Raw genomic sequence first — 23,570 nt, forward strand, 5'->3', positions numbered from 1 at the left:
ATACTTAAGCCTTTTTCTTATTTATTTTCGATTTTATTATGCTGAAGCTCCACTTGTTGCATCTGCTGCTGGTGCTGGCGCTGCTGGTGCTGCTCCACCATGACCTGCATCAGAAGCTCCACTTGTTGCATCTGCCGCTGCAGGAGCTGGTGCTGCTGCATATCCGTGACCTACAGGTACTCCATTTTTAACTAATGATTGACCTGTTTGTTTTAAGTACCAATCTACGATTGGTTTGAAGTCTAAGATGTACTCGTTGATACCTGCATATTTACCATTTTTGTCGTACATAGCTTGGTAGTTGTGCACAACATATTTATCTGGTCCATGAGTTGGAACGTGTGTACGGAATACATCGATTTGTCCTGAACGTAGTAATCCTACTAACCAGTTTACACTCTTATGTATTCTCTCTGGTTGCTCTGGGTGAACATTTGCTAATGAACATCCAACTTGTACTGGACGACGTTTTGCAAGCATTTCGTAATCTTCTTTGTGGTAGTTGTAGTATAAGAATTGGTTATTGCTGTCTGCATAAGTTAATTCCATTGGCATAGAGTTTAAGAAGTAGTTAAGTTGGTCTACTGTTAAGATACCACGATCAAGTTTAACATATGTATCTCCAGATACAGCGTTAACTTTTTCAGCTGCTTTTTCATACCAGTCATCAGCATTTCCATCAACACCTTCAATTGTTGTATCACATTTTCCACTAGCTGTTAAGTCTTCTGGCGGTGTTGGTTTTCTTTCTGCTAATGATTGCGCTACTGTAGCAAATTTAACGAATTTAGTTAAGCACATACGTAAGTAACCTACAGTACGATCATCTTTTAAGTTACCTTCAGCATCAAAAGCTTCTTTAGCTTTACCTAAAAGGAACTCATGTCCTGGGAATACAATCGCGTTTACACCTGGAGCGTCTAAGATTTGACGTAAGTGTAATTGAGCACGAGATGATCCTTGATCATAGTATGAAGCTCCAAGTACCATTACTGGTTTGTTTTCAAGTGGGTGTAATTCGAATGATAACCACTCTAATGCACTCTTAAGTGATGCAGTAATTGTGTGGTTGTGCTCAGGTGTAGCGATGATAACACCATCAGCTTGTAAAATTTTACGGTTCATTACTAATAAATCTTTGTTTTCTCTTGAATGATCTTCATCTTGGTTAAACATTGGTAAGTTAGTAATGTCTAATAATTCTAAAGTGAATAAATCTTTATATTCTTTTGCTATAAATTCCATTAATTTGCGGTTATAAGAAATCTCCGCGTTTGAACCTACGATACCTACTAATTTCATGTGTCTACACTCCTATCCTATTTTAAATCTTCCCAAGAGAAGTTTTCAATTTCTTTTTCAGCTAATTTATGAGCATTAATTAATTTCTCGGTAATTTTGATGAATAATAAGAAATCAGCAAATAAACTATCTAATTTAGCAACTGTTTCTGGATTAGAAATATCTCCAGCTTCGTCAAAAGCTTGTAAAGAATGTCCTAATAAGAACTCAGAACTTGGCATTACTCGTGCTTTAACTTCTGGTGAATCCATCATTTGACGTAAGTGCGCTTGTGCACGAGATGAACCAAGAGTTCCGTATGAAGCTCCTGTTAACATTACTGGTTTGTCAAGTAATGGGTGAATTCCATAAGATAACCAAGCGATTGCACTCATTAATGATGCAGGCACTGCGTGGTCATATTCAGGTGAACTGATGATAACCCCATCTGCTGCCTCAATTTTAGCTGCAATTTCTTTCACTCCTTCAGGTAATTCTTTATTAGCTGGTTTGTTGAATAAAGGAAGATCTTTAATTTCAACTAGTTCTATGTCAGCTTTACCTGCAAAATGTTTTTTAATATATTGTAAAAGTTGGCGGTTTGTAGATTTTTTAGAGTTTGTACCAACTAGACCAATTAATTTTACCATGTTTTTGTTTCCTCTCTCATTTTTTTTACTATCTACTTTATTTGTATCTAGATTTTCTTGTTTTGCTTTTTTAACATTTTTTTTGTTTTTTACTTCAGCCACTTTAATAGAGCCTCCTTAAATTAATAGTATATTCAGTATTCTTCAAGATATTTTTATCTAACATATTATTTTATCTAGCACTCCGCTTGTATAATAGACTTTACCTTCAGTTGTTACAACAACGCATTCTATATCAGGTAAGTTATTCACTTCTTCTAAAATATCTTTGATATCTTTTCCAAACAATCTTGTAGTCCAGATTTCTCCATCTACTGACTTCCTAGAGATTATTGATAGCCCAGCTACATTTGTTTCAACAGGATAACCAGTTTTTGGATTTAATATATGATGATACGTCTTACCATTTTCTGTATGATTTCGTTCATATATTCCTGATGTTACTACTGATTGATTTTTTATTCCTATAGTAAATAAATGATTCCCTCTTGTTTCAACTGGATTCTGTATACCTATGCGCCACATTAAATCTTGATTATGCTTAGCATCACCAAAAGTTAATACATTACCACCTAAATTGATTAACCCAGCATCTACTCCTCTTTTCTTCAAATATTCTATCATAAGATCAGCAATATATCCTTTTGCTAAGGCACCTAAATTAATAGCCATACCCTCTCTTGCAAGATAGACAGATTGTTCTTCTTCATTTAAGATTATTTGATTAGGATCAGTTATTTCTAATAAATTATCAATTTCTTGTTTTGTAGGGACTTTTACATCTTTAAACCCTATTCTCCATGTCTGCACAATCGGACCAATAGCAATATTTAAAAAGCTATTAGGAGCACAACTATGGTTTTTCCCTATTTTTATCAAATCAAATAAATCCGGATGGACTTTGACTGCTTTGATACCTGCATTATGATTAACTTCCATTAATTCAGAACTGTCGTCATTTGCACTAAATCTATGTTCATACATCTTCAACATTTCTACAGCATCATCTAAAATAGTTTCAGCATCAACGCTATCAAAAATAAGAATATCTATATGAGAACCCATTAATTTTAAGGTCTTTCTTCTTAATTCCATTTTTTTACACCTTACAATAAAAAATTTATTTGCTTAAGATAACTAAATATGTTATATACATCTACAAGAAACCTGTTATTAAAAGACAAAGTAATAATAGATGATTAATACTTTAATTACATTATATAACAGAAAGCTCTTCAAATCAATAAAATATTTAACTCATAAAGGAGATACAATATATCGTTTTCATTAAAAACACAATAATAAGTAATATCTTAATTTTAATTTTTCATAAAAAAAACTAAAAATATATCCCACATTTAATCTTTACTATCAAAAAATATTAATCTAGCAATATTTTATAACTTCTTAAGTTTTTTTAAATTTATCAAAATATATTTATTCTAAATTTCTAAAAATACAAATATAAACTAAAAAAAAACAAAAATGTGATAGTACACCTTTCATTTTCATTGATATTCATTTTCATTTACCTATCTGTATCATAGTAAGTATGTATATGCTGTTATAAAATAAAACTATTAATCAGTCTAAATATTAAAGAAAATCTTCCATTTTCAACTGATTAATAGTCTATTTTTAATTTTTAATTTTTAATTTGATTTTCCTAGCTGTAAATACTAGTAAATTCATTATAATGCTAGAAAATACTATTGGCATATACACATTTAATACTGACGCTCCTACTTCTTGCCCCTCTATTAACTTATAGTATATCCCTATAAATAATACTCCCAATGCAAGTGCATTTATTAATAATGGTGAAAGCCATAATTTCTTAAACGCTATATTTAAAATATATGTGATAAACCACGATCCTAGTATATACCATTTACTATAGGTATACCAATATGCCAATAAAACTATTATACTCATTATCTCAACTCACTTAAAAATCTTGTTGCAATTTCTTGCGGTCTAGTTATTGCTCCACCAACTACTATACAGTGTGCCCCCGCTTCAAAAGCTTGTTTCGCTTGTTGTGGGGTATGAATTTTTCCTTCTGCAATAACCGGAATTTTTACTTTTTCTACGATTTCTTTTACTAAGCTTGGATTGAATTCTTTAGAATCTGCCGTGTATGGTGTATAGCCATTCATCGTTGTCCCTACGAAATCTACCCCTGCTCTTTCCGCTTCAATAGCTTCTTCTAAATTAGAAATATCTGCCATCAATAATACATTAGGATACTTTTCTTTTATTTCTTCCACGAATTCACTAGGTGTTTTTCCATCCCCTCGTTCTCTATTCGTACAATCTAACGCTATTATATCAGATCCTGCATCAACTAATTTATCAACTTCATCCATTGTAGCAGTTATATATGAAGCGTATCCTTCATATGATTTTTTTATTATACCAATTACTGGTAAATTTGTTTGTTCTTTTATTTGTTTAATATCTAAAACTCCTTGAGCTCTAATAGCCTTTACCCCTGCATTCTTAACAGCTTGTGCCATTAAACACATTATTCCGCCTTCTTCTTTATATAAAGCTTCACCTGGTAACGCTTGACAAGAGACTATCATTTCCCCTTCTAGATACTCTAATAATTGTTGTTTATCCATAAGATTATCCTTTCACCGCTCCTAAAGTAACACCTTGAGTAAAGTAATTTTGGAAACAAATGAACACGATTATCATCGGTAAAGACGCTAATGATGCTCCTGCCATTAGTAATCCGTAGTCATTAGAGAACTCTTGACCTTGTGCTAACGCTGCTAACCCTAAAGGTAATGTAGACATGTCTGGTGTATTAGAGAAGATTAATTGTGAGAAGTAATCGTTCCAGCTAGCGATGAAAGTAAAGATCGCTAATGCTCCGATACCTGGTTTAATAATTGGTAAGGCGATATTTATAAATGTCCTTACTTCACCACAACCATCTATTCTTGCTGATTCAAGTAACTCTGTTGGAATTGCTTGAGAGAATTGTCTCATTAAGAATACACCGAACGGCCAACCTACTGCAGGTAGAATTAACGCGTAGTATGTATTCATTAAGTTAAATTCAGTTATTAAGTTTAATAAAGGTATTAAAATTACTTGTTTAGGTAATGCCATTGCTGCAACAAACACCATGAATATTATCTTAACACCTGGGAAATTTTTCTTAGCTAGCGCGTATCCTGCTAGAGCTGATGTAGCACAAACTAAAAATGTTGTCATTACTGAAATAAATACTGAGTTAAAGAACCATCTTAATGTATTTGATGTAAATAACTTCTCATAGTTTTCCAATGTTGGAGTTGATGGCCACCATTCTGGTGGAATTGTTATCGCTACATCTTGTAATTTAAATGATCCTGATGCAATCCAATAAAATGGAAAAATAAAGAATATAGTTAACCCAAGTAATATTATCATTGATACTATTTTAAAAATACTTATACTTTTCATTCTAAATCCTCCTAATCATTATCTGTAGATAGGAACTTGAATTGTAATATTGAAATTATTCCAATAATTACAGCAAGGATAATACCCATCGCACTAGCTACACCATGATTTCCGTTTTTAATTGCTGCTTCATAAACTAGATACATAATTGTACTTGTTCCATAGTTTGGTCCCCCAGCAGTTAATAACTGGATTAAGGCGAAAATTTGGAACGAGTTGATTGTAGTTACAACAACAATATATAATGTTGTTGGTTTAATCAGCGGCCAAGTGATTTTTGTAAATACTTGCCATTTTGTTGCTCCATCAATCTCTGAAGCTTCTAATAACTCTTTTGGCACGTTACCTAAAGCAGCAACATAAAGAATTATAGGTTGACCCAATGAAGTAGTAATCAAAATCGTAATAATAGCATATAATGCTGTACTCGGATTTCCTAACCAGTCTACATTATCATTAATTAAATGCATCGACTTAAATACATAGTTTAAAATTCCGTATTCTGGGTGATAGATCCAAGCCCAAACTACAGTGACAGAAACTACAGAAGAAATCGCTGGTATATAGAATACTCCACGGAAGAACGATCTTACTACTGCACTCTTATTGTAAATCGTTACTGCAACAAATATAGATACTAATACTACTATAGGCACTGCAACTACCGTTACAATAACGGTATTAATAAGGGATTTCATGAATGGTTCGTGGATCGTCGCTCCACTTCCACTGAACATTAAGTCTGAATAGTGTTTAAGTCCAACAAATACTGGATTCTTTTTAGCAAAACTATATAATGACAACTGCAGTCCACGTAACATCGGGACTAAAACAAATGTTATGAAAAATAAACTAACTGGCAAAATAAATAGATATGCACTAAAGTCTATTTTTTTTCTTTTCTTAGTAGTTTTCATAGAACCTCCTAAAAATTTTATTTTTTATCTAAAAAAGGGATAGAAGCAACTCTATCCCTTCATACGTCAAATTACAATGCTTCTTTTATTGTTTTATTTGCATCTTCAACAAATTTATCTAATCCTTCTTTAGGTGTAGTTTTTCCATTTAATACACCTTGAACCATGTTGAACCATAGCGGTCTCATTTTTGCGAATCCTGGAATTGTGTTATAGTATGGAGCATATTGTCCAGTTAATCCTTCAGCAAATTTAAGTTCTTCTGAATCGTATAATCCTGTTTCACCTTTTTTAGCTGAGAAGTTTCCAGATGCTAATAGAGTACGTTTACCCCAATCTTTGTCATTAACCATAAAGTCAACGAATTTTTTAGCCGCTGCTGCTTTATCTGCATCACCATTATCAAAGATAGCTGGTCCTGCAACTAGATAATCGTATTTAGCTTTTCCGCCATTGTTAGGGAACGGTAAGAATTTGTAGTTAAATCCAGATGCGTGTGAAGCTGCAATACCAGGAGAGAATAAGATTGTAGTTGCTGCACGCCCTGATTTGAATGCCTCTAGAGCATCTTTAGCCTCTAACGCTACCCCTTGTCCTAATAAACCATCATCATAAGCTTTTTTTACCCACTCTAATCCTTTAACACCATTTGCATCATTAATAGTGTATTTGCTGATTGCATCATCTGTGATCCAAGAGTTGTATAAGTTCGCTACAAATGCTCTTGGCCCTTGGTCTCCTGCTTGTGATTTAGTGTAGAATAAAGCTGGAGTGATACTTGAATCTTTTTGTTTAACTGCTTTTAAGAATTTTTCATATTCTTCTACAGTCCAACTTCTATCTTGTTTGTTAAGAGGTAGAAGGTCTGTTACACCTAACTTATCAGTTAAGTCTTTGTTAACACCCATTAAGAATGGTGCTACCCCTTGTGGATACATGTAAAGTTTATCTTTATAACTTGATGCTTTAACTGCTGCTTCATTTAATTTAGATTTATCAACATCATCTAATGGAACTAATAAATCTTTCGCTGCCCAAGCAATTACACGCCCTGGCGCATCATAAATTACGTCTGGAGCAGTTTTCGATTGAATAGCTGTTTCAATTTTGGCTGGTCCATCTGTAAATTCTATTTTTTGATAGTTAACTTTAATATTTGGATTTTTTGCTTCAAACGCTTTGATTAAAGCTGCATCAAAATCCTCAGTTTTTTTGAATTCTTTATCTTTTGTAAATTGTGGGAAATCCCAATAAGTAATTTCTACTTTTTTATTCGGATCGGCTTGTTTTTCTTCTTTTTTGCCACCCACACACCCTGTTAAAACAAGAGCTGTTGTTGCTGCTACAGCAAACAATTTATTTAATTTTCTCATAATATGAGCCTCCTTATTTTGTATGTTTTTTAAAAAATTTGACGTCTTAGTTAGATTATTCCAAGATACTTAGTTCTGTATCTACATCGAAGTAATGAGCTCTATTCATATCTAATGCGAATGTAAGTTCATCTCCCATTTTAATATTTTGTCTTGAGTGTACAATCGCTTTGATATTTTCACCATTTAAATCTGTATGAACGATATATTCTGAACCTAATAACTCTGCCACAATTACTTTTGAAGTAATTTTAGCATGTGAATATGTTTCTAGTACGAGTGGATCATTAGAGATATTCTCTGGTCTAATTCCTAGAACTACTTCTTTCCCTTCATAGCCTAGTTCTTTCAATTTATCATAGTGTCCTATCGGAATTTCTATTTCTCCTCCATCTTTAGTTACAAAGTTACCTTCAGCAACTCTTCCTCTCATGAAGTTCATTGTAGGAGCTCCGATAAATCCTGCAACGAATAGATTTTCTGGATGATCATAAATCTCTTTAGGACTTCCAACTTGTTGAACAATACCTTTTTTCATTACTACGATTCTATCAGCCATTGTCATAGCTTCAGTTTGGTCGTGTGTTACATAAATCGTAGTAGCTCCTAATGTGTTATGTATTTTAATGATTTCCGCTCTCATGTTACTTCTTAACTTAGCATCTAAATTCGATAACGGTTCATCCATAAGAAATACTTTAGGACTTCTAACTATTGCTCTTCCCAATGCAACCCTTTGACGTTGTCCTCCAGAAAGTGCTTTTGGCTTTCTATCTAAAAGCTCTTCTAACCCAAGAATTTTTGCAGCTTCTTCAACCTTCGCTTTAATTTCATCTTTAGGTACTTTTCTTAATTTTAAAGCAAATGCCATATTATCAAAAACTGTCATATGCGGATATAACGCATAACTTTGGAATACCATTGCGATATCTCTATCTTTAGGTTCAACATCATTAACTAATTTATCCCCTATGTAAAACTCACCTTCTGTAATATCTTCTAGACCAGCAATCATTCTAAGTGTAGTAGATTTCCCACACCCTGATGGTCCAACAAATACAACAAATTCCTTGTCAGCCACTTCCAAATTAAAATCAGTTACCGCGCAAAAACCATTATCATATTTCTTATAGATTTTTTTTAATGATAAACTCGCCATACTAACCTCCTATAAATTGATATTTATCTTTTCATCAAAAATAGTATCATAAATGAAAGCGTTTGTAAAGATAAAAATCTAGAAATTTAATGTTCTAACCTTTATAAGAAACTATTATTTTTTCATTTTTATTTGAACAATAAACAAACTTATTTTTTAGAAATATCGTGTAAAATATATTAAAAAACACATTTTTAACAGTAAAACAAACATTTTATTATACAATATTATATTGTATTTTTTTATCATATTAAACTTTCAATTTAACACATTAACACTTGTATAATTATAATTATCTTTTTAAAATGTTTTATTATTACCATTTTTAAACAAAAATCATATTCAATATTAATTAATAAACTCTAAGTTGTTTTACATAATATAAATTAAAGAACACTTATTAAAACTATTACTTTTTATTAGTAAAATATAGATTTTTAATATCCTTAATATATTTATAAATATTAATAAACATAAACATAATTTTTTTATATAAAAACTTATAAATATAAATAAAAAAAGGTAAAAGTCTTAGACTTTTACCTTTTTAAATCTATTTTATTCTAATTAGCGTTTGATGTTGTAGAATGCTAATTCACCTGGGTATACAGCTGTTGCATCTAATTCATCTTCAATACGTAATAATTGGTTGTATTTAGCAATACGGTCTGTACGGCTAAGAGAACCTGTTTTGATTTGTCCAGCGTTAGTAGCAACTGCGATATCTGAGATTGTTGAATCTTCAGTTTCTCCAGAACGGTGAGAAATAACAGCTGTGTAACGAGCACGTTTAGCCATTTCGATAGCGTTTAGAGTTTCAGTTAAAGTACCGATTTGGTTAACTTTGATTAGGATTGAGTTACCAACACCTTGTGCGATACCTTGTGATAATTTCTTAGTATTAGTTACGAATAAATCGTCTCCTACTAATTGTACACGGTCACCGATACGGTCTGTAAGTAATTTCCATCCTTCCCAGTCGTTTTCATCCATACCATCTTCGATAGTGATGATTGGGTATTTGTTTACTAATTCTTCTAAGTAATCAACTTGCTCTGCTGAAGTACGAACTGCTCCACCTTCACCTTCGAATTTAGCGTAGTTGTAAACTCCGTTTTCGTAGAATTCAGATGACGCACAGTCGAATCCTAAGAATACATCTTTACCTGGTTCTAATCCAGCTGCTTTAATTGCAGAAAGAATAGTTTCAACTGCATCTTCAGTTCCTTCGAATGTTGGAGCGAATCCACCTTCGTCACCTACTGCAGTAGATAAACCACGGTTGTGTAATAATTTAGCTAAGTTGTGGAATACTTCAGCTCCCCAACGTAAAGCTTCTTTAAATGTAGGTGCTCCTACTGGTAAGATCATGAACTCTTGGAATGCGATTGGAGCGTCTGAGTGAGATCCACCGTTTACGATGTTCATCATTGGAGTTGGTAATTCTTTAGAGTTTGTTCCTCCTAAGTATCTGTATAGAGGTACTCCTAAAGAATCAGCTGCAGCGTGTGCTACTGCTAAAGATACACCTAAGATAGCGTTAGCTCCTAGACGTCCTTTGTTTTCAGTTCCATCTAATTCGATCATAGCTTCGTCAATTCCTACTTGATCAAATACGTCGAATTTACCTTCTAATAATGGTGCAATTTCTTCATTAACGTTAGTTACAGCTTTAGTTACACCTTTACCTAAGTAACGACCTTTGTCTCCATCACGTAATTCAACTGCTTCGTATTGTCCAGTTGATGCTCCTGATGGTACTAGTGCGCGTCCAAACGCTCCTGATTCAGTTGTTACTTCAACTTCTACAGTTGGGTTACCACGTGAATCTAAAACTTCTCTTGCATATACTTCTGCGATAATATCAAATGTTTTTGCTAACATTAATTTTCTCCTTGTTGTTTAATTTATATTTCTATTATACTACAATTTTTTAAAAATTGCTAAACCTAATCTAATTTTCCGCCTTCTAAAAGAGCTAAGAATGATTCTGGTTGTAAAGCAGCTCCACCTACTAATGCTCCATCTACGTCTGGGCATGATAGATATTCTTTTACGTTTTCAGGTTTAACTGAACCACCGTATTGGATACGAACTTTTTCAGCAACTTCTTTTCCGTATAGTCCTTCAACTACATCACGAACAGCTTTACACATTTTTTGTGCGTCTTCTTTAGTAGCTGATTTTCCTGTTCCGATAGCCCAGATTGGTTCGTAAGCGATAACTGATGATGCTACTTGTTCAGCTGTTAAATCAGCTAAAGCGCCTTTTACTTGATCTCCTACGAATTCAGCAGCTTTTCCTGCTTCATAAGTTTCAAGTGTTTCACCACAGCAGATGATTGGTAATAAACCATTTGCAAAAATAGCTTTTGCTTTTTTGTTAATATCTTCATCTGTTTCGTGGAAATATTCACGACGCTCTGAGTGACCGATTACTACGTAATTAACTCCCATTTCAGCTAATACTTTTGGTGAAGTTTCACCAGTGTATGCTCCTGAGTTTTCAAAGTAACAGTTTTGAGCTGCAACTTTTAATCCAGTTCCTTCAGCAGCGCTAAGTAATGCACTTAAGTCAACAGCTGGAGCTGCAATACCAGCTTCAACTTTATCAGCTGATGGTAATTTCCCAGCGATTGCTTCAACAAAAGCTTTAGTTTCTTCTGGGTTTTTATTCATTTTCCAGTTTCCTGCGATAAATGGTAATCTTGACATAATGTTACTCTCCTTGAGTTTTAAAAATTATTTATTTGATAATGAATCAATTCCTGGTAATACTTTTCCTTCTAGGTATTCTAGAGAAGCTCCCCCACCTGTAGAAATGTGTGAGAATTTTTCTGCATATCCTAAAGAAATAGCTGCTGTCGCACTATCTCCACCACCGATAATAGTAGTAGCACCTTCTAGGTGAGCGATAGCTTCACATACACCAATTGTACCTTTTGCAAAGTTTGGCATTTCGAACACACCCATTGGTCCGTTCCAAATTACAGTTTTCGCTCCCTCAAGAGTGTTTTTGAATAATTCAACAGATTTAGGACCGATATCTAATCCTTCTTCATCAGGTTGAATATCACCTTCAGCAACACGGCTAGGCGCATCATTTGAGAACTCTTTAGCTACAACTGTGTCGATTGGTAATACTAATTTATCACCAGCTTTTGCCATAAGTTCACGAGCGTATTCAACTTTATCATCTTCACAAAGTGAAATTCCGATTTCTTTACCTTGTGCTTTCATGAAAGTATAAGCCATACCTCCACCGATGATTACTTTATCAGCTTTATCCAATAAGTTTTCAATTACTGCAATTTTATCAGAAACTTTTGCTCCACCTAAGATTGCAACAAGTGGTCTTTCTGGGTTATCTACTGCTCCACCGATAAATTTAATTTCTTTATCTACTAGGAATCCAGAAGCAGAGTTCCCTTCACCAATGTTAGATGCAATACCTACGTTTGAAGCGTGAGCACGGTGAGCTGTACCGAATGCATCGTTTACATATACATCACCTAGAGAAGCCCAATATTTAGCAAGTTCTGGATCATTTTTAGATTCTTTTTTACCATCTACATCTTCGAAACGAGTGTTTTCGAACATTAAGATTTCACCTTCATTTAATCCTTTAACCGCTGCTTCTAATTCAGCTCCGCGAGTTTCAGCTACGAATTTTACTTCTTTACCTAATAATTCTGATAATCTTTTAGCAACCGGTGCTAAACTTTTTGAAGCTTTATCAGCTTCTTCTTTAACACGTCCTAAGTGAGAGAACGCTACTACTTTAGCTCCTTGATTTAAAGCATACTCAATTGTTGGTAATGCTGCAGTAATACGATTATCGTTTGTAATTACACCATCTTTTAAAGGCACGTTGAAATCAACACGCATTAAGACAGTTTTCCCTTGTAAGTTACCTAAGTCTTTAATAGATTTCTTCATGGAAAGCTCCTTTTAAATATTTTTGGAATATATGAGACAAGGGAGTGACTCAAAAATCGTGATTTCATAGAAATCGATTTTGTCGAGTCACCCCCGCAAAGTTTATTAGATATCTAAAGAGCTTTTACAAAGCGAATTTAGATATCAATAAACCACTGCGTTTATGTACTCTCATATGAACTTTGTTAAGTTTTAGGACTTTTGGGAAAGCCCCTTATCTACTCTTATTTATTACCTAATTAGATTATTTGATTAATCCTGCAAAGTATTTTAATGTTCTTACTAATTGAGCAGTGTAAGACATTTCGTTGTCGTACCAAGATACAACTTTAACTAATTGTTTGTCACCAACTGTGATAACTTTTGTTTGAGTTGCATCGAATAATGATCCGTAAGAAATTCCTACGATATCAGAAGATACGATTGGGTCTACGTTGTAACCGAATGATTCGTTAGAAGCAGCTTCCATAGCAGCGTTAACTTCTTCAGCTGTAACAGTTTTTTCTACTACTGCTACTAATTCAGTTAATGATCCTGTTGGTACAGGTACACGTTGAGCAGCTCCATCTAATTTACCGCTTAATTCTGGGATTACTAATCCGATTGCTTTAGCAGCACCAGTTGTGTTAGGTACGATGTTAGCAGCTGCAGCACGAGCACGACGTAAGTCTCCTTTAGGGTGTGGAGCGTCTAGTGTGTTTTGGTCACCAGTGTATCCGTGGATAGTTGTCATTAATCCTTCAACTACTGTGAAGTTATCGTGTAATGCTTTAGCCATTGGAGCTAAACAGTTTGTAGTACATGAAGCACCAGAGATAACTGTTTCAGTTCCATCTAAGATTTCGTGGTTTACGTTGTAAACTACAGTTTTAACGTCGTTTCCACCTGGAGCAGAGATTACAACTTTTTTAGCTCCTGCTTTAATGTGAGCTTCAGCTTTTTCTTTAGAAGTGAAGAAACCAGTACATTCTAATACTACGTCTACTCCTAATTCTCCCCATGGTAATTCAGCTGGATTTGGATTAGCGAAAGCTTTGATTTCTTTACCGTTTACTACGATACTTCCTTCTGCTGCTGATACTTCTCCGTCAAAACGTCCTTGAGTTGTATCGTATTTTAATAAGTGAACTAGTTGAGCAACTGGTGTTAAGTCGTTAATTGCTACTACTTCGATTCCTTCTACGTTTTGGATTCTTCTTAGTGCTAGACGTCCGATACGTCCAAATCCGTTAATTGCTACTTTTACTGTCATTTTTTAGTTCCTCCTAAAAATTTTTATTAACTTTTTTTATTATTTTTTTGCAAATAGCCTCGTCAATAATTAGTGTCGCATTTGCTGGTTTAGTGTTTAGATAACTATACACCGCATCAGCCTTCGCTTCTCCACCAACTATCGTAAAGACATTATCAATGCCATTAACATCTTTAAAACTCATACCTATAGTAGAGGTTTTAAATATCTCACTGCCGTTCTCATCGAAATAACTTCCAAATGATTCACTAACAGCTTTTTTTTCGTTCAATACTTCTAAAACTTCTTTAGACGATTTACGCCTTTCTGCCATTTCAAAAGCATTTCCTATACTATGGATAATTATGGATGTTTTTTCTATAACATCAAGCGCATTTTTTACAACAGGTTCTTTTACAAGTTCCTCTAATGCTTTTTGTCCTATATTATCTGGCGCGTGTAACAATTGATATGCATGACCTGAATTTTTAGCCATTTTAGAAGCTATATCATTTGCTTGATACTCAGTATCCACAACAGATAGGCCACCTCTAATAGGTGTTATAGTAACATTTTTCCCATAACCAAATGTTGCATTAGCTTTGCCGGCTATGTAGTACATTGTACTTCCTCCGCTGACTCCAATTACGCAATCTTTAGTTATTTTAGCATTAACCTTATCCAACAGCAGGCTTGTCATTTCTTCTCTAGTGGCTTCATTATTAATGAAGTCACCAGCCACTATATGAACTTGTTTTAATGAAAAATGATTTTTTATAAAACTTCTTTCTTTTGCAAAGACATCGTTTATAACCGCTTCTTTTATCTCTAAAAGAAGAATCTCTCCTTTTTCAGTAACACTCATCCCTGTAGCATTTTTTGTAATTAGCCCTAACTTGGATAAAACTTCACATTCTGTACGTAATTGCCTTTCTGTCATATTGATAAAATTCAATAATGTTTTTCGACCAACAGGTTGATTAACTTTAATTGTAACCAACAGTTCATATCTATTATTAAATTTCATAAACATTTCAGGTACGAGTCTACTTTGCATATGTAACAAATGTAAAATATCCATCTTAAGTTTCCCCTATAGTATTGAAAATTTATTTGTGGACACCTATTGTCCAGTTAGGTCGTTTTTCGACCAACTTATTTTAAAAAAATAAACTTTCTGATTAAAATTATAGCAAAGGCTTAACAAAAAATCAAGTCTTTAGAATGATTTTAATCAAAAAATTCATTTTTTATTTCAAGATTGTTAGTAATTCAATTTGGATTATGAAATAAAATACAAATATCATTTCATATTCTTTGTAATCTATTGGTAACTCAGAGATGTATTGACTAGGATAATTTACTTCAATATCTTTTTTCAAGTCAGCGACATTAATATTATCAAAATTGTATCTAGCAAGTAAGCTCTCTAATTCACTATCACTATAATAGAATATTTTCTTAACTTTTGAAGAAAATAAACTGTCAGCAAGTGTAATATTCTCTAGTACAGACAATACTGATTGTAGATCATGCGCTGCTTTGTTAGAATTTCCCGAAATAAGACTGTATAACTTTTTCAATAAAAGTCTTGGAATTTTGTATTTTAATTCTAAAACTTCAAAATCTACTTCTTCTGTTTTTTCTGTATTATTTTGTTTTTTCGCTGTTTTTGACTTAACTACTTGATTAGAATTCTTATCAACAAAAACTACGAATTTATCATCTATATCTACTATTTCATGTTTATTAAACTCAGTTTCCCTATCTAAGTTTTTTAATGTTTTTTCTTGATCTAATTTTTGGTAAGGTCGCTTAAATTTATTTTCATCTAATAGATAAAAACCTCTATACGACTTATGATATTTAAATTTCAATTTTACACCTCTATCCTAATTTTAATCTTTTAATATACTACCATAATTACTAAAAATATTCAACCTTCTATTCATATTGGTATCAATTCTAACTATTATTAGAACAACTCTCGTAACTTATCAAACGGAATACCTGCTTCTAATAAAATCATTAATTTAATTCTAGCTTTTTGACCACTTAGCCCTGTTGTAAAGATAACCCCATCTTGTTGGAATCTTTTTCCTCCACCTTCATAGTCATAAACATCTTGAGTAACTCCATTAAAAGCACGAGAAACAAAAACAACAGGGATATTCTTTTCAATACAGTTTCTAATTGCTGAGACAGTTTTGGGAGGTAAGTTTCCAGCTCCTAAAGCTTCTATTACTAGACCATCTACTCCTAAATCACATACAGCATTAATTAAATCTCCATCCATTCCAGCATACGCTTTTAATAGGTATACTCTTTTTTCTGTAGTACTAACATTATAGTGCTCTTCTTTTATCAATTTTTGGAAATATATAACTTTGTTTTTTGATACCAGACCTATCGGACCAAATGTTGGGGTTTGAAAAGTAGCAACGTTGGTTGTGTGTGTCTTCGTAACATAGGTCGCTGTATGAACTTCATCATTCATAACTACTGAAACTCCCTTATCACTACTTTCATCATCAGTAGCAACTACTAAAGAACTTCTAAGATTTGCTAGGCCATCCGCTCCTATTTCATTACTTGAGCGCATAGCTCCAGTTATAACGATTGGAATATTTACATCTAGAGTTAACTCTAAATAATATGCTGTTTCTTCAAGAGTGTCTGTACCATGAGTAACCACTACACCATCATACCCTTCTTGAACAGCTTCTTCTATTCTATTTTTAATCCCGAACATTTCATTTTGCGTTATTTGAGGTGATGCTAGATGATATAAATCTTCAACATGTAAATCTCCGATATAAGAGAATATGTTTCCACCAACACCTATAGGATTACTATCAGTTGGAGCGACTTTCCCAGTTTTCTGATTTTCGCTCATAGAAATCGTACCGCCTGTATTTAGTATTAGTATTTTTTTCAACTTAAGTTCCCCTCTCTAATTTCTTAAATTATCATATCCATTTACAACTAAGTCTACTTTTCCATTTTCAGGATTGATAACCAACCCATGAACAGGTACATCTTTAGGAATCAAAGGATGTTTTGTTATCATATTTACGTCATGAGCTACACTTTCATTAACATCATCAAATCCATGTAACCATGAACTCAGATCAAGACCTGAATACTGTAGAATATCTAAAGTTTCCTTACCTACTCCTCTACTCTGCATTTTTTCCATAATTAAACCAGTATCTATATTTTGCATACCACAATCATGATGTCCCATAACGATAATCTCATCTGCTTTTAGCATATAAACTGCTATTATCAAACTTCTCATTATCGAACCAAAAGGATGAGTTAAGATTGCACCAGCATTTTTTACTACTTTCACATCTCCTGAAGATAAGTTTAGGGATTTTGTTGCTAACTCCACTAATCTTGTATCCATACATGTAAACATCACTACTCTCTTTGCAGGATATTTATCTTCAGTTTTATATTTTTGATATTCCTCAAATCTCACAAAATATTCATTATACTCTAACATTGAATCTAAAAGTCTCATTTATTGCTCCTTTTCAAACTCTCTATTTTTATTCATCTTTTCATTATACTACACTTATCTGATATCGTAAACTTTGCAATTCTGACACCAAAATTTCAAATTATAAAAATTAAATGTACTGCATGAGTTTACTCACACAATACATTTAATAATTTATTTAACCCAATTAACAAGTTCGTCAGCTTCTTTAGGACCTTTTGAACCTTGCTCATAAGTATATAATGGAGAACCTTGTTCTTCATACTTAGCTATTAATTCATTTACAAATGTCCATGAAGCTACTATTTGATTCCATTGCGAGAATAATGCTCTATCTTCTCTGAAACAAGCATCTAGTAGTCTTTCATAAGCCTCTGGAGTATTTATTATATTTTCTAAAATACAACTTTGACAGAAATCTAAAGAGATAGGTTGTAACTCTTGTTCAGTCCCTGGTTTTTTAGCATTAAATTGGAAATATACACCTTCTTCAGGTTGAATTTTTATTATTAATACATTACCTGGAGAAGATCCAACAGCTTTAAATTGAACTACTACTTGAGTTTCTCTTTTTTCTAGTTTTTTACCAGTTCTTATAAAGAATGGTACACCTTGCCAGCGTTCATTATCTACGAATAATTTTAACGCTGCGTATGTTTCCGTCTTAGAATCAGCAGGGATATTTTCTTCTTGAAGATATCCTTCATATTGTCCCATTACTAGACTTTCATGAACATCCTCAATCGGTTTAAGTGAAGCAAGAAGGTTGTATTGACTTTCGTGAATACCACGGCTTCCCTCTTCTTTAGGTTCTTCCATCGCTACAAGTGATAATACTTGTAATAAATGGTTTTGAACCATATCTTTTAAAGCACCACTTTTATCGTAGTAACTAGCTCTTGTTCCTACACCAACTGTCTCTGCAGCTGTTATTTGAACATTTTCGATAAAATCTTTATTCCAAATACCTTTGAAGATTATATTTTCAAAACGTAAAGAAAGAATGTTTTGAATCATCTCTTTACCTAAATAATGGTCGATATGATAAATTTCATTTTCATCGAAGAATTTAGCAAGCTCATCATTTAGTAATCCAGCTTTTTCTAAATCTTCTCCGAATGGTTTCTCAATAATAACCTTCGCATTATTATCAGAACAATGTTTTTTAAGTCCGTTCGTAATAGTGATAAAGAACGAAGGAGCCACTGCAAAGTAATATACATGATTTTGAATGTCTTGCTCAACATAGAAGTTTTGCAGCATTTCATAATCATCTGCATTTGTCATATCCATTTTGAAGTAAATAATTCTCTTAGCATATGCATCGAATTGTGCATCATCAAATTTTGTACGAGCGTATTCTTTAACCCACGTACGAGCAATATCGATATAATCAGATTGTGTATATGCTCTACGACCTATCACAACAATCTTAAAATCATCGGCTAATTTACCTAATGCGTTTAAGTTATATAATGCAGGTAACAGTTTTCTATATGTTAAGTCTCCTGTCCCCCCGAAAAGTGTTATAGCTGTTTTATTTTCCATTGTTTCCAACCCAGTCATAGTGATAACTTCCTTCTTTATCAGTTCTTTCAAAAGTATGTGCTCCAAAATAGTCACGTTGTGCTTGAATTAAGTTTGCACCACTGTTTGCTGTAGTGTAGATATCTAAGTATGAAATTGCAGATGTCATAGCACTTAGTGGTAATCTATTAGTAATTGCTAATGTAGCAACTTCACGTAAACTATCTTGTCTTGTTTCAATTACTTCTTTGAAGAATGGATCAAAAATTAAGTTTTCTAATTTTGGATTATTTTGGTACGCTTCGATAATATTTTGTAAGATTTTCGCTTGAATAATACATCCACCACGGAAAATTTTAGCAATTTGTGAATAATCAAAAGTCCAGTTATATTCTTTTTCAGCAGCTTGTAGTAATTTAAATCCTTGTGCATAAGATACAATTTTCGAAATAAATAATGCATCTTTTACAATATTTTTTAGTCTTTCTTTATCTTCTACAACTGCATAAGGTTTACGAGTAAATTCTTGTTCAGCAAGAACACGTTCTTCTTTAAGGTTTGACATATATCTTCCATTTAAAGCAGCTGTAATAACTGATACATCGATTCCTAAGTCAATAGCTTGTTCGTTAGTCCATTTACCTGTACCTTTTTGTTGAGATTTATCTAAAATTTTATCTACTAAGTAGCTTCCATCTTCTTCTTTAACTTTGAAGATATTTGCAGTGATTTCAATTAGATAAGATTCTAATTCACCTTTATTCCACTCTTCAAAAGTTTCTTGTAATTCTTCGTTAGTAAATCCACCTAGGTGTTTAAGAACTTTGTAAGCTTCAGAGATTAATTGCATATCTCCATACTCAATACCATTGTGGACCATTTTCACATAGTGACCTGCTCCACCAGTTGAAGTGTAGCTACAGCAAGGAACGCCATTCACTTTAGCAGCAATAGCTTCTAAAATTGGACGAATTTCTTCATATGCTTTTTCATCTCCACCAGGCATTAAAGCAGGACCGAATCTTGCACCTTCTTCTCCTCCTGATACACCAACACCGAAGTAGTTGATTCCTTTTTCTAATAATAAGTCGTATCTTCTTTGAGTATCTTTGAAGAATGAGTTTCCTCCATCGATAATAATATCACCTTTTTCAAGTAGAGGTGTTAATTGTTCTATTAAACTGTCAACAGCAAACCCAGCTTTAACCATTAAAACAACTTTTCTAGGTTTTTCTAGACCGTCAATCAGCTCTTGTAGTGAATATCTTCCTACTACATTTTTGTGTGGGTGCTCCTCTAGCATTTTATCCACAACTGTTGTTGTTCTATTAAATACCGCAACTTTAAATCCATTGTCCGCGATATTTAAAGCTAAGTTGCTTCCCATTACTGATAAACCAATAACTCCTATATTCTGTTTCATTAATGAACCTCCTAATTGTTTCTTACCTAAGATTATACCACTAAACATATTGAATATGGAAATAATTTTGCTCGAGAAAATTTTTTCTTATTATTTACTTTACTTACTTAATGTATTAAATACTAAATTTAACATCAATCTGTAATAAGTACAAAAATTCATTTTTAGAAAACAAGTAACCCCTTGCTCTTATGTATGCGTTTTATTTGCTATATTACAGATATCTATATTTTTTTGATTTTTTATACCCTTTATTAATTAACACTTATTTTTGAAAATATATATATGCAATTTTTTTATTAAAATTATTCAAATCAATCTTTAAATATATAAATATATATCAAAAACTTAAACAAAACACTTGATTTATACTTTTTCATAATATATAATGTTAGCAAGAAATGGTAACGTTTACTTACTAGAAAAGAAAAAGGAGAACTAAACTATGAGTGAAGTTAAAGTTTTAAAAAATTTTATCAATGGGGAATTCGAAAATAATTCAAATTATGATTATCTTGACGTGCTAAATCCGTCAACAGAAGAAGTTATCGCAAAAGTTCCTTCTTCAACTAGAGAAGATGTAGACCGCGCTATCGATATCGCAGAAGTTGCGCAACGTGATTGGGAGAAATTACCAGCTGTTGAAAGAGGAGCGTACCTAAGAAAAATTGCGAATCGTATTCGTGAACGCGAACCTGAAATTACACAAACTATTGTTAACGAAGGTGGTAAAACTTTCGATTTAGCTAAAGTTGAAGTGTTATTCACTGCAGATTACTTAGATTACATGGCTGAGTGGGCTAGAAGATATGAGGGAGAAATTATTCAAAGTGATAGAAAAGATGAACACATCTTCCTATTCAAACGCCCTCACGGAGTAACTACTGGTATCTTACCTTGGAACTTCCCATTCTTCTTAATCGCTAGAAAAGCTGCACCAGCTTTACTTACAGGGAACACAATCGTATTAAAACCAAGCCAATTAACACCAATTAACGCAGATATTTTCGCTGAAATCTGTGTAGAAGTTGGCCTACCTAAAGGTATCCTAAACATTATTCACGGTCGCGGATCTGTGGTTGGAAATAGATTAGCTTCTAACCCTAAAGTTGGATTAGTAAGCTTAACAGGTAGCTTAACAGCTGGACAAGAAGTTATGAAAGCTGCAGCTGAAAACATTACTAATGTTTCTCTAGAACTTGGAGGAAAAGCACCAGCTATCGTATTTAAAGATGCAGACTTAAATCTTGCTGCAAAAGCAATCGTAGCTTCTCGTGTAATTAACTCTGGACAAGTATGTAACTGCGCAGAAAGAGTATATGTACACGAAGATGTTAAAGCTGAATTCGAAAAATTATTATTTGCAGAACTTGATAAAGTTAAATTCGGTGACCCTAATAAAGAAGGTGGCGTAGATTATGGACCACTTATTGAAAAACGTGCTTTAGATACAGTTGCAGAAAAAGTAGCTTATGCAGTTAAACAAGGTGCTACTCTATCTTACGGTGGAACTCGTGATGAAAACCAAGTTGGATACTTCTTTGGACCAACTGTATTAACAGACGTAACTAACGAAATGAACATCATGAAAGAAGAAACATTCGGACCTGTAATTCCAATCGCTACATTCAAAACTTTAGAAGAAGTATTAGAATACGCTAACGATTCAGAATACGGATTAACTTCATCAGTTTATACTACTAACCTAAACACTGCATTCAAAGCAGTTAACGGTCTAAAATTCGGTGAAACATATATCAACCGTGAAAACTTCGAAGCAATGCAAGGATTCCACGCTGGACGTCGTAAATCTGGTATCGGTGGAGCAGACGGTAAACACGGTTTAGAAGAATACTTAACTACTCAAGTTGTTTACATGCAACTAGATAACGAATAAAAAAGAAAAACAGATTCTAGATTTCTAGAGTCTGTTTTCTATGTAATAAAAGATATCAAAAGAAAATGGATGCAATCCTAAATCAAGGACTACATCCATTTTTGAAATATCTATATTAGATTGGAATATTATTTTATAATATTCTTAGCTGATTGGTCCAGCAATTGGAAATGGATTAAACCCTGGGTCACTTGGAGTTTGATCGACTCTAATACTAGGATCGATTACTCTAGCTTTTTTAGGTGGTTGTGGCGCTGGTTGTGGTTCCGGAGTTGGTGCTGGAGCCGGTTGCGGTTGTGGTGCTGGTGTTGGCGCCGGAGCCGGTTGTGGTGCTGGCGTTGGTTTAGTTCCTCCGCCTAAAATTTCACTTAATCTTGGACGACCATCATCTGGTGTTCCTAGTTCTTTTTTATCTCCAACTTTGTTACCTGCTTTATCTCCAGGTACCCCTGTTTTAACAGCTGGTTTACCATCTTCGTATTTGTAAGAAACTGTTGCTCTTACTAAGTGAGAGTTGATAGATTTTGAGATTGTTACGTGCTCAGTTACTGCAGCAGTTTTTGGTAATGCTTTTGGAGCAAATCCGTTTCCTACTTTTTTAGCATCAACGTTGAAAGGTACTAATTTAGTTTCACCTTTTTTAAGGTTTCCAACGTTTACTACGTGTTGACCTTTTCCATCAACTGAAATTGTAACTTTTGCAGCTTGTACGTCTTGAGTTGCAGTAACTTGTACGAAGTTACCTTCTGCGTTTTGTACGAATTTAGCTACAACGTGTTTTGATTGAGCTTGTTCAGCAGCTTGCGCTACTGGTGTAGTTGTTTGAGCTGCTACTGGTGCTACTGCTAATCCAGCAACTACTGTAGCTGCTACTAATTTTTTAACATTTTTATTCATTGTTAAACTTCCTCCTAAATTTTCTATAAATACACTAATTTATGCATTAAATTCATATAGTTACAATACTAACATATATTAAAATTCAATGCAAGAGTTTACGTAATTTTTTAAAGATTTTTTACATATTATTTAAATATATTTACAATTGAAATTTATATAACCTCTTTTTTCCTATTATATTAAGCTTTTAGTAACTTTTTATAATAAAAATTTAAATCATATTAATTATTTAATTTATCCCCTATCCGATATTTTTTATCAATTAAAACGATTTTCATAAATTAGCATTAACTTAGAACTAGAGTTT

General features: G+C 33.2%; 21 protein-coding genes. 1 reads left to right on the forward strand and 20 read right to left on the reverse strand.

The window, feature by feature from the left end:
• Positions 1 to 36: 36 nt before the first annotated feature.
• The 19 genes from O3884_RS04935 to gnd form a co-directional block, all read right to left on the reverse strand.
• On the reverse strand, positions 37 to 1,302 hold the full coding sequence (locus O3884_RS04935) for an NAD(P)H-dependent oxidoreductase (RefSeq protein WP_371452109.1): 1,266 nt from the start codon (positions 1,300 to 1,302) through the stop codon (positions 37 to 39).
• A gap of 17 nt (positions 1,303 to 1,319) precedes the next feature.
• A complete protein-coding gene (locus O3884_RS04940; RefSeq protein WP_371452111.1) occupies positions 1,320 to 2,033 on the reverse strand; it encodes an NADPH-dependent FMN reductase in 714 nt (237 codons plus the stop codon).
• A gap of 57 nt (positions 2,034 to 2,090) precedes the next feature.
• Entirely contained in the window at positions 2,091 to 3,026 is a 936-nt protein-coding gene (locus O3884_RS04945; protein WP_371452113.1) for an FAD:protein FMN transferase, read from the reverse strand.
• Positions 3,027 to 3,569: 543 nt separating this feature from the next.
• A complete protein-coding gene (locus O3884_RS04950) occupies positions 3,570 to 3,866 on the reverse strand; it encodes a hypothetical protein (RefSeq protein WP_371452114.1) in 297 nt (98 codons plus the stop codon).
• Positions 3,866 to 4,558: an N-acetylmannosamine-6-phosphate 2-epimerase gene (locus O3884_RS04955; RefSeq protein WP_371452116.1), complete on the reverse strand. Its 693-nt coding sequence runs from the start codon at positions 4,556 to 4,558 to the stop codon at positions 3,866 to 3,868. The genes O3884_RS04950 and O3884_RS04955 overlap by 1 nt, the downstream gene beginning before the upstream one ends.
• Before the next feature lie 4 nt (positions 4,559 to 4,562).
• Positions 4,563 to 5,390 (reverse strand): carbohydrate ABC transporter permease, encoded by an 828-nt coding sequence (locus O3884_RS04960; protein ID WP_060913571.1) that lies wholly within the window; start codon positions 5,388 to 5,390, stop codon positions 4,563 to 4,565.
• A gap of 11 nt (positions 5,391 to 5,401) precedes the next feature.
• Positions 5,402 to 6,307, reverse strand: a complete 906-nt coding sequence (locus tag O3884_RS04965) for a carbohydrate ABC transporter permease (protein ID WP_371452118.1) — start codon at positions 6,305 to 6,307, stop codon at positions 5,402 to 5,404.
• 71 nt (positions 6,308 to 6,378) lie between these two features.
• Positions 6,379 to 7,680 carry an ABC transporter substrate-binding protein gene (locus tag O3884_RS04970; RefSeq protein WP_299321669.1) on the reverse strand — a complete coding sequence of 434 codons (1,302 nt, stop codon included), beginning with the start codon at positions 7,678 to 7,680 and terminating at the stop codon, positions 6,379 to 6,381.
• Positions 7,681 to 7,735: 55 nt separating this feature from the next.
• Positions 7,736 to 8,839 carry an ABC transporter ATP-binding protein gene (locus O3884_RS04975; RefSeq protein WP_371452121.1) on the reverse strand — a complete coding sequence of 368 codons (1,104 nt, stop codon included), beginning with the start codon at positions 8,837 to 8,839 and terminating at the stop codon, positions 7,736 to 7,738.
• Between the two features lie 567 nt (positions 8,840 to 9,406).
• Entirely contained in the window at positions 9,407 to 10,723 is a 1,317-nt protein-coding gene (eno, locus tag O3884_RS04980; protein WP_371452123.1) for a phosphopyruvate hydratase, read from the reverse strand.
• Positions 10,724 to 10,788: 65 nt separating this feature from the next.
• Positions 10,789 to 11,553 carry a triose-phosphate isomerase gene (gene tpiA / locus O3884_RS04985; protein ID WP_371452125.1) on the reverse strand — a complete coding sequence of 255 codons (765 nt, stop codon included), beginning with the start codon at positions 11,551 to 11,553 and terminating at the stop codon, positions 10,789 to 10,791.
• Positions 11,554 to 11,580: 27 nt separating this feature from the next.
• Positions 11,581 to 12,777: a phosphoglycerate kinase gene (locus O3884_RS04990; RefSeq protein WP_004263110.1), complete on the reverse strand. Its 1,197-nt coding sequence runs from the start codon at positions 12,775 to 12,777 to the stop codon at positions 11,581 to 11,583.
• A 244-nt stretch (positions 12,778 to 13,021) separates the two neighbouring features.
• A complete protein-coding gene (gene gap, locus O3884_RS04995) occupies positions 13,022 to 14,029 on the reverse strand; it encodes a type I glyceraldehyde-3-phosphate dehydrogenase (RefSeq protein WP_060913578.1) in 1,008 nt (335 codons plus the stop codon).
• A 13-nt stretch (positions 14,030 to 14,042) separates the two neighbouring features.
• Positions 14,043 to 15,089, reverse strand: a complete 1,047-nt coding sequence (locus tag O3884_RS05000) for a sugar-binding transcriptional regulator (protein WP_371452128.1) — start codon at positions 15,087 to 15,089, stop codon at positions 14,043 to 14,045.
• Positions 15,090 to 15,258: 169 nt separating this feature from the next.
• Complete coding sequence (locus O3884_RS05005) at positions 15,259 to 15,885, reverse strand: exonuclease SbcC (RefSeq protein ID WP_371452130.1); 627 nt, start codon at positions 15,883 to 15,885, stop codon at positions 15,259 to 15,261.
• A 98-nt stretch (positions 15,886 to 15,983) separates the two neighbouring features.
• Positions 15,984 to 16,946 (reverse strand): asparaginase, encoded by a 963-nt coding sequence (locus O3884_RS05010; RefSeq protein ID WP_371452132.1) that lies wholly within the window; start codon positions 16,944 to 16,946, stop codon positions 15,984 to 15,986.
• A 15-nt stretch (positions 16,947 to 16,961) separates the two neighbouring features.
• Positions 16,962 to 17,537, reverse strand: a complete 576-nt coding sequence (locus tag O3884_RS05015) for a beta-class carbonic anhydrase (protein WP_371452134.1) — start codon at positions 17,535 to 17,537, stop codon at positions 16,962 to 16,964.
• A gap of 153 nt (positions 17,538 to 17,690) precedes the next feature.
• Positions 17,691 to 19,082, reverse strand: a complete 1,392-nt coding sequence (zwf, locus tag O3884_RS05020; RefSeq protein ID WP_371452136.1) for a glucose-6-phosphate dehydrogenase — start codon at positions 19,080 to 19,082, stop codon at positions 17,691 to 17,693.
• Entirely contained in the window at positions 19,054 to 20,466 is a 1,413-nt protein-coding gene (gnd, locus tag O3884_RS05025) for a decarboxylating NADP(+)-dependent phosphogluconate dehydrogenase (protein WP_371452138.1), read from the reverse strand. The genes zwf and gnd overlap by 29 nt, the downstream gene beginning before the upstream one ends.
• Before the next feature lie 445 nt (positions 20,467 to 20,911).
• Here gnd and aldA point away from each other — a divergent pair, with 445 nt between their 5' ends.
• Positions 20,912 to 22,363 carry an aldehyde dehydrogenase gene (gene aldA / locus O3884_RS05030; protein WP_371452140.1) on the forward strand — a complete coding sequence of 484 codons (1,452 nt, stop codon included), beginning with the start codon at positions 20,912 to 20,914 and terminating at the stop codon, positions 22,361 to 22,363.
• 144 nt (positions 22,364 to 22,507) lie between these two features.
• Here the strand turns inward: aldA and O3884_RS05035 are convergent, their stop codons facing one another.
• Positions 22,508 to 23,260 (reverse strand): hypothetical protein, encoded by a 753-nt coding sequence (locus tag O3884_RS05035; RefSeq protein ID WP_371452142.1) that lies wholly within the window; start codon positions 23,258 to 23,260, stop codon positions 22,508 to 22,510.
• Between the last annotated feature and the right edge of the window lie 310 nt (positions 23,261 to 23,570).

It is taken from the genome of Gemella sp. 20925_1_85, assembly GCF_041433735.1.
Lineage (GTDB): Bacteria > Bacillota > Bacilli > Staphylococcales > Gemellaceae > Gemella.

Coding starts and splice junctions, on each gene's coding strand:
- O3884_RS04935 (WP_371452109.1), bottom strand. CDS start 1,302: ATGAAATTAGTAGGTATCGTAGGTTCAAACGCGGAGATTTCTTATAAC.
- O3884_RS04945 (WP_371452113.1), bottom strand. CDS start 3,026: ATGGAATTAAGAAGAAAGACCTTAAAATTAATGGGTTCTCATATAGAT.
- O3884_RS04950 (WP_371452114.1), bottom strand. CDS start 3,866: ATGAGTATAATAGTTTTATTGGCATATTGGTATACCTATAGTAAATGG.
- O3884_RS04955 (WP_371452116.1), bottom strand. CDS start 4,558: ATGGATAAACAACAATTATTAGAGTATCTAGAAGGGGAAATGATAGTC.
- O3884_RS04960 (WP_060913571.1), bottom strand. CDS start 5,390: ATGAAAAGTATAAGTATTTTTAAAATAGTATCAATGATAATATTACTT.
- O3884_RS04965 (WP_371452118.1), bottom strand. CDS start 6,307: ATGAAAACTACTAAGAAAAGAAAAAAAATAGACTTTAGTGCATATCTA.
- O3884_RS04970 (WP_299321669.1), bottom strand. CDS start 7,680: ATGAGAAAATTAAATAAATTGTTTGCTGTAGCAGCAACAACAGCTCTT.
- O3884_RS04975 (WP_371452121.1), bottom strand. CDS start 8,839: ATGGCGAGTTTATCATTAAAAAAAATCTATAAGAAATATGATAATGGT.
- eno (WP_371452123.1), bottom strand. CDS start 10,723: ATGTTAGCAAAAACATTTGATATTATCGCAGAAGTATATGCAAGAGAA.
- tpiA (WP_371452125.1), bottom strand. CDS start 11,553: ATGTCAAGATTACCATTTATCGCAGGAAACTGGAAAATGAATAAAAAC.
- O3884_RS04990 (WP_004263110.1), bottom strand. CDS start 12,777: ATGAAGAAATCTATTAAAGACTTAGGTAACTTACAAGGGAAAACTGTC.
- gap (WP_060913578.1), bottom strand. CDS start 14,029: ATGACAGTAAAAGTAGCAATTAACGGATTTGGACGTATCGGACGTCTA.
- O3884_RS05000 (WP_371452128.1), bottom strand. CDS start 15,089: ATGGATATTTTACATTTGTTACATATGCAAAGTAGACTCGTACCTGAA.
- O3884_RS05015 (WP_371452134.1), bottom strand. CDS start 17,537: ATGAGACTTTTAGATTCAATGTTAGAGTATAATGAATATTTTGTGAGA.
- zwf (WP_371452136.1), bottom strand. CDS start 19,082: ATGACTGGGTTGGAAACAATGGAAAATAAAACAGCTATAACACTTTTC.
- gnd (WP_371452138.1), bottom strand. CDS start 20,466: ATGAAACAGAATATAGGAGTTATTGGTTTATCAGTAATGGGAAGCAAC.
- aldA (WP_371452140.1), top strand. CDS start 20,912: ATGAGTGAAGTTAAAGTTTTAAAAAATTTTATCAATGGGGAATTCGAA.
- O3884_RS05035 (WP_371452142.1), bottom strand. CDS start 23,260: ATGAATAAAAATGTTAAAAAATTAGTAGCAGCTACAGTAGTTGCTGGA.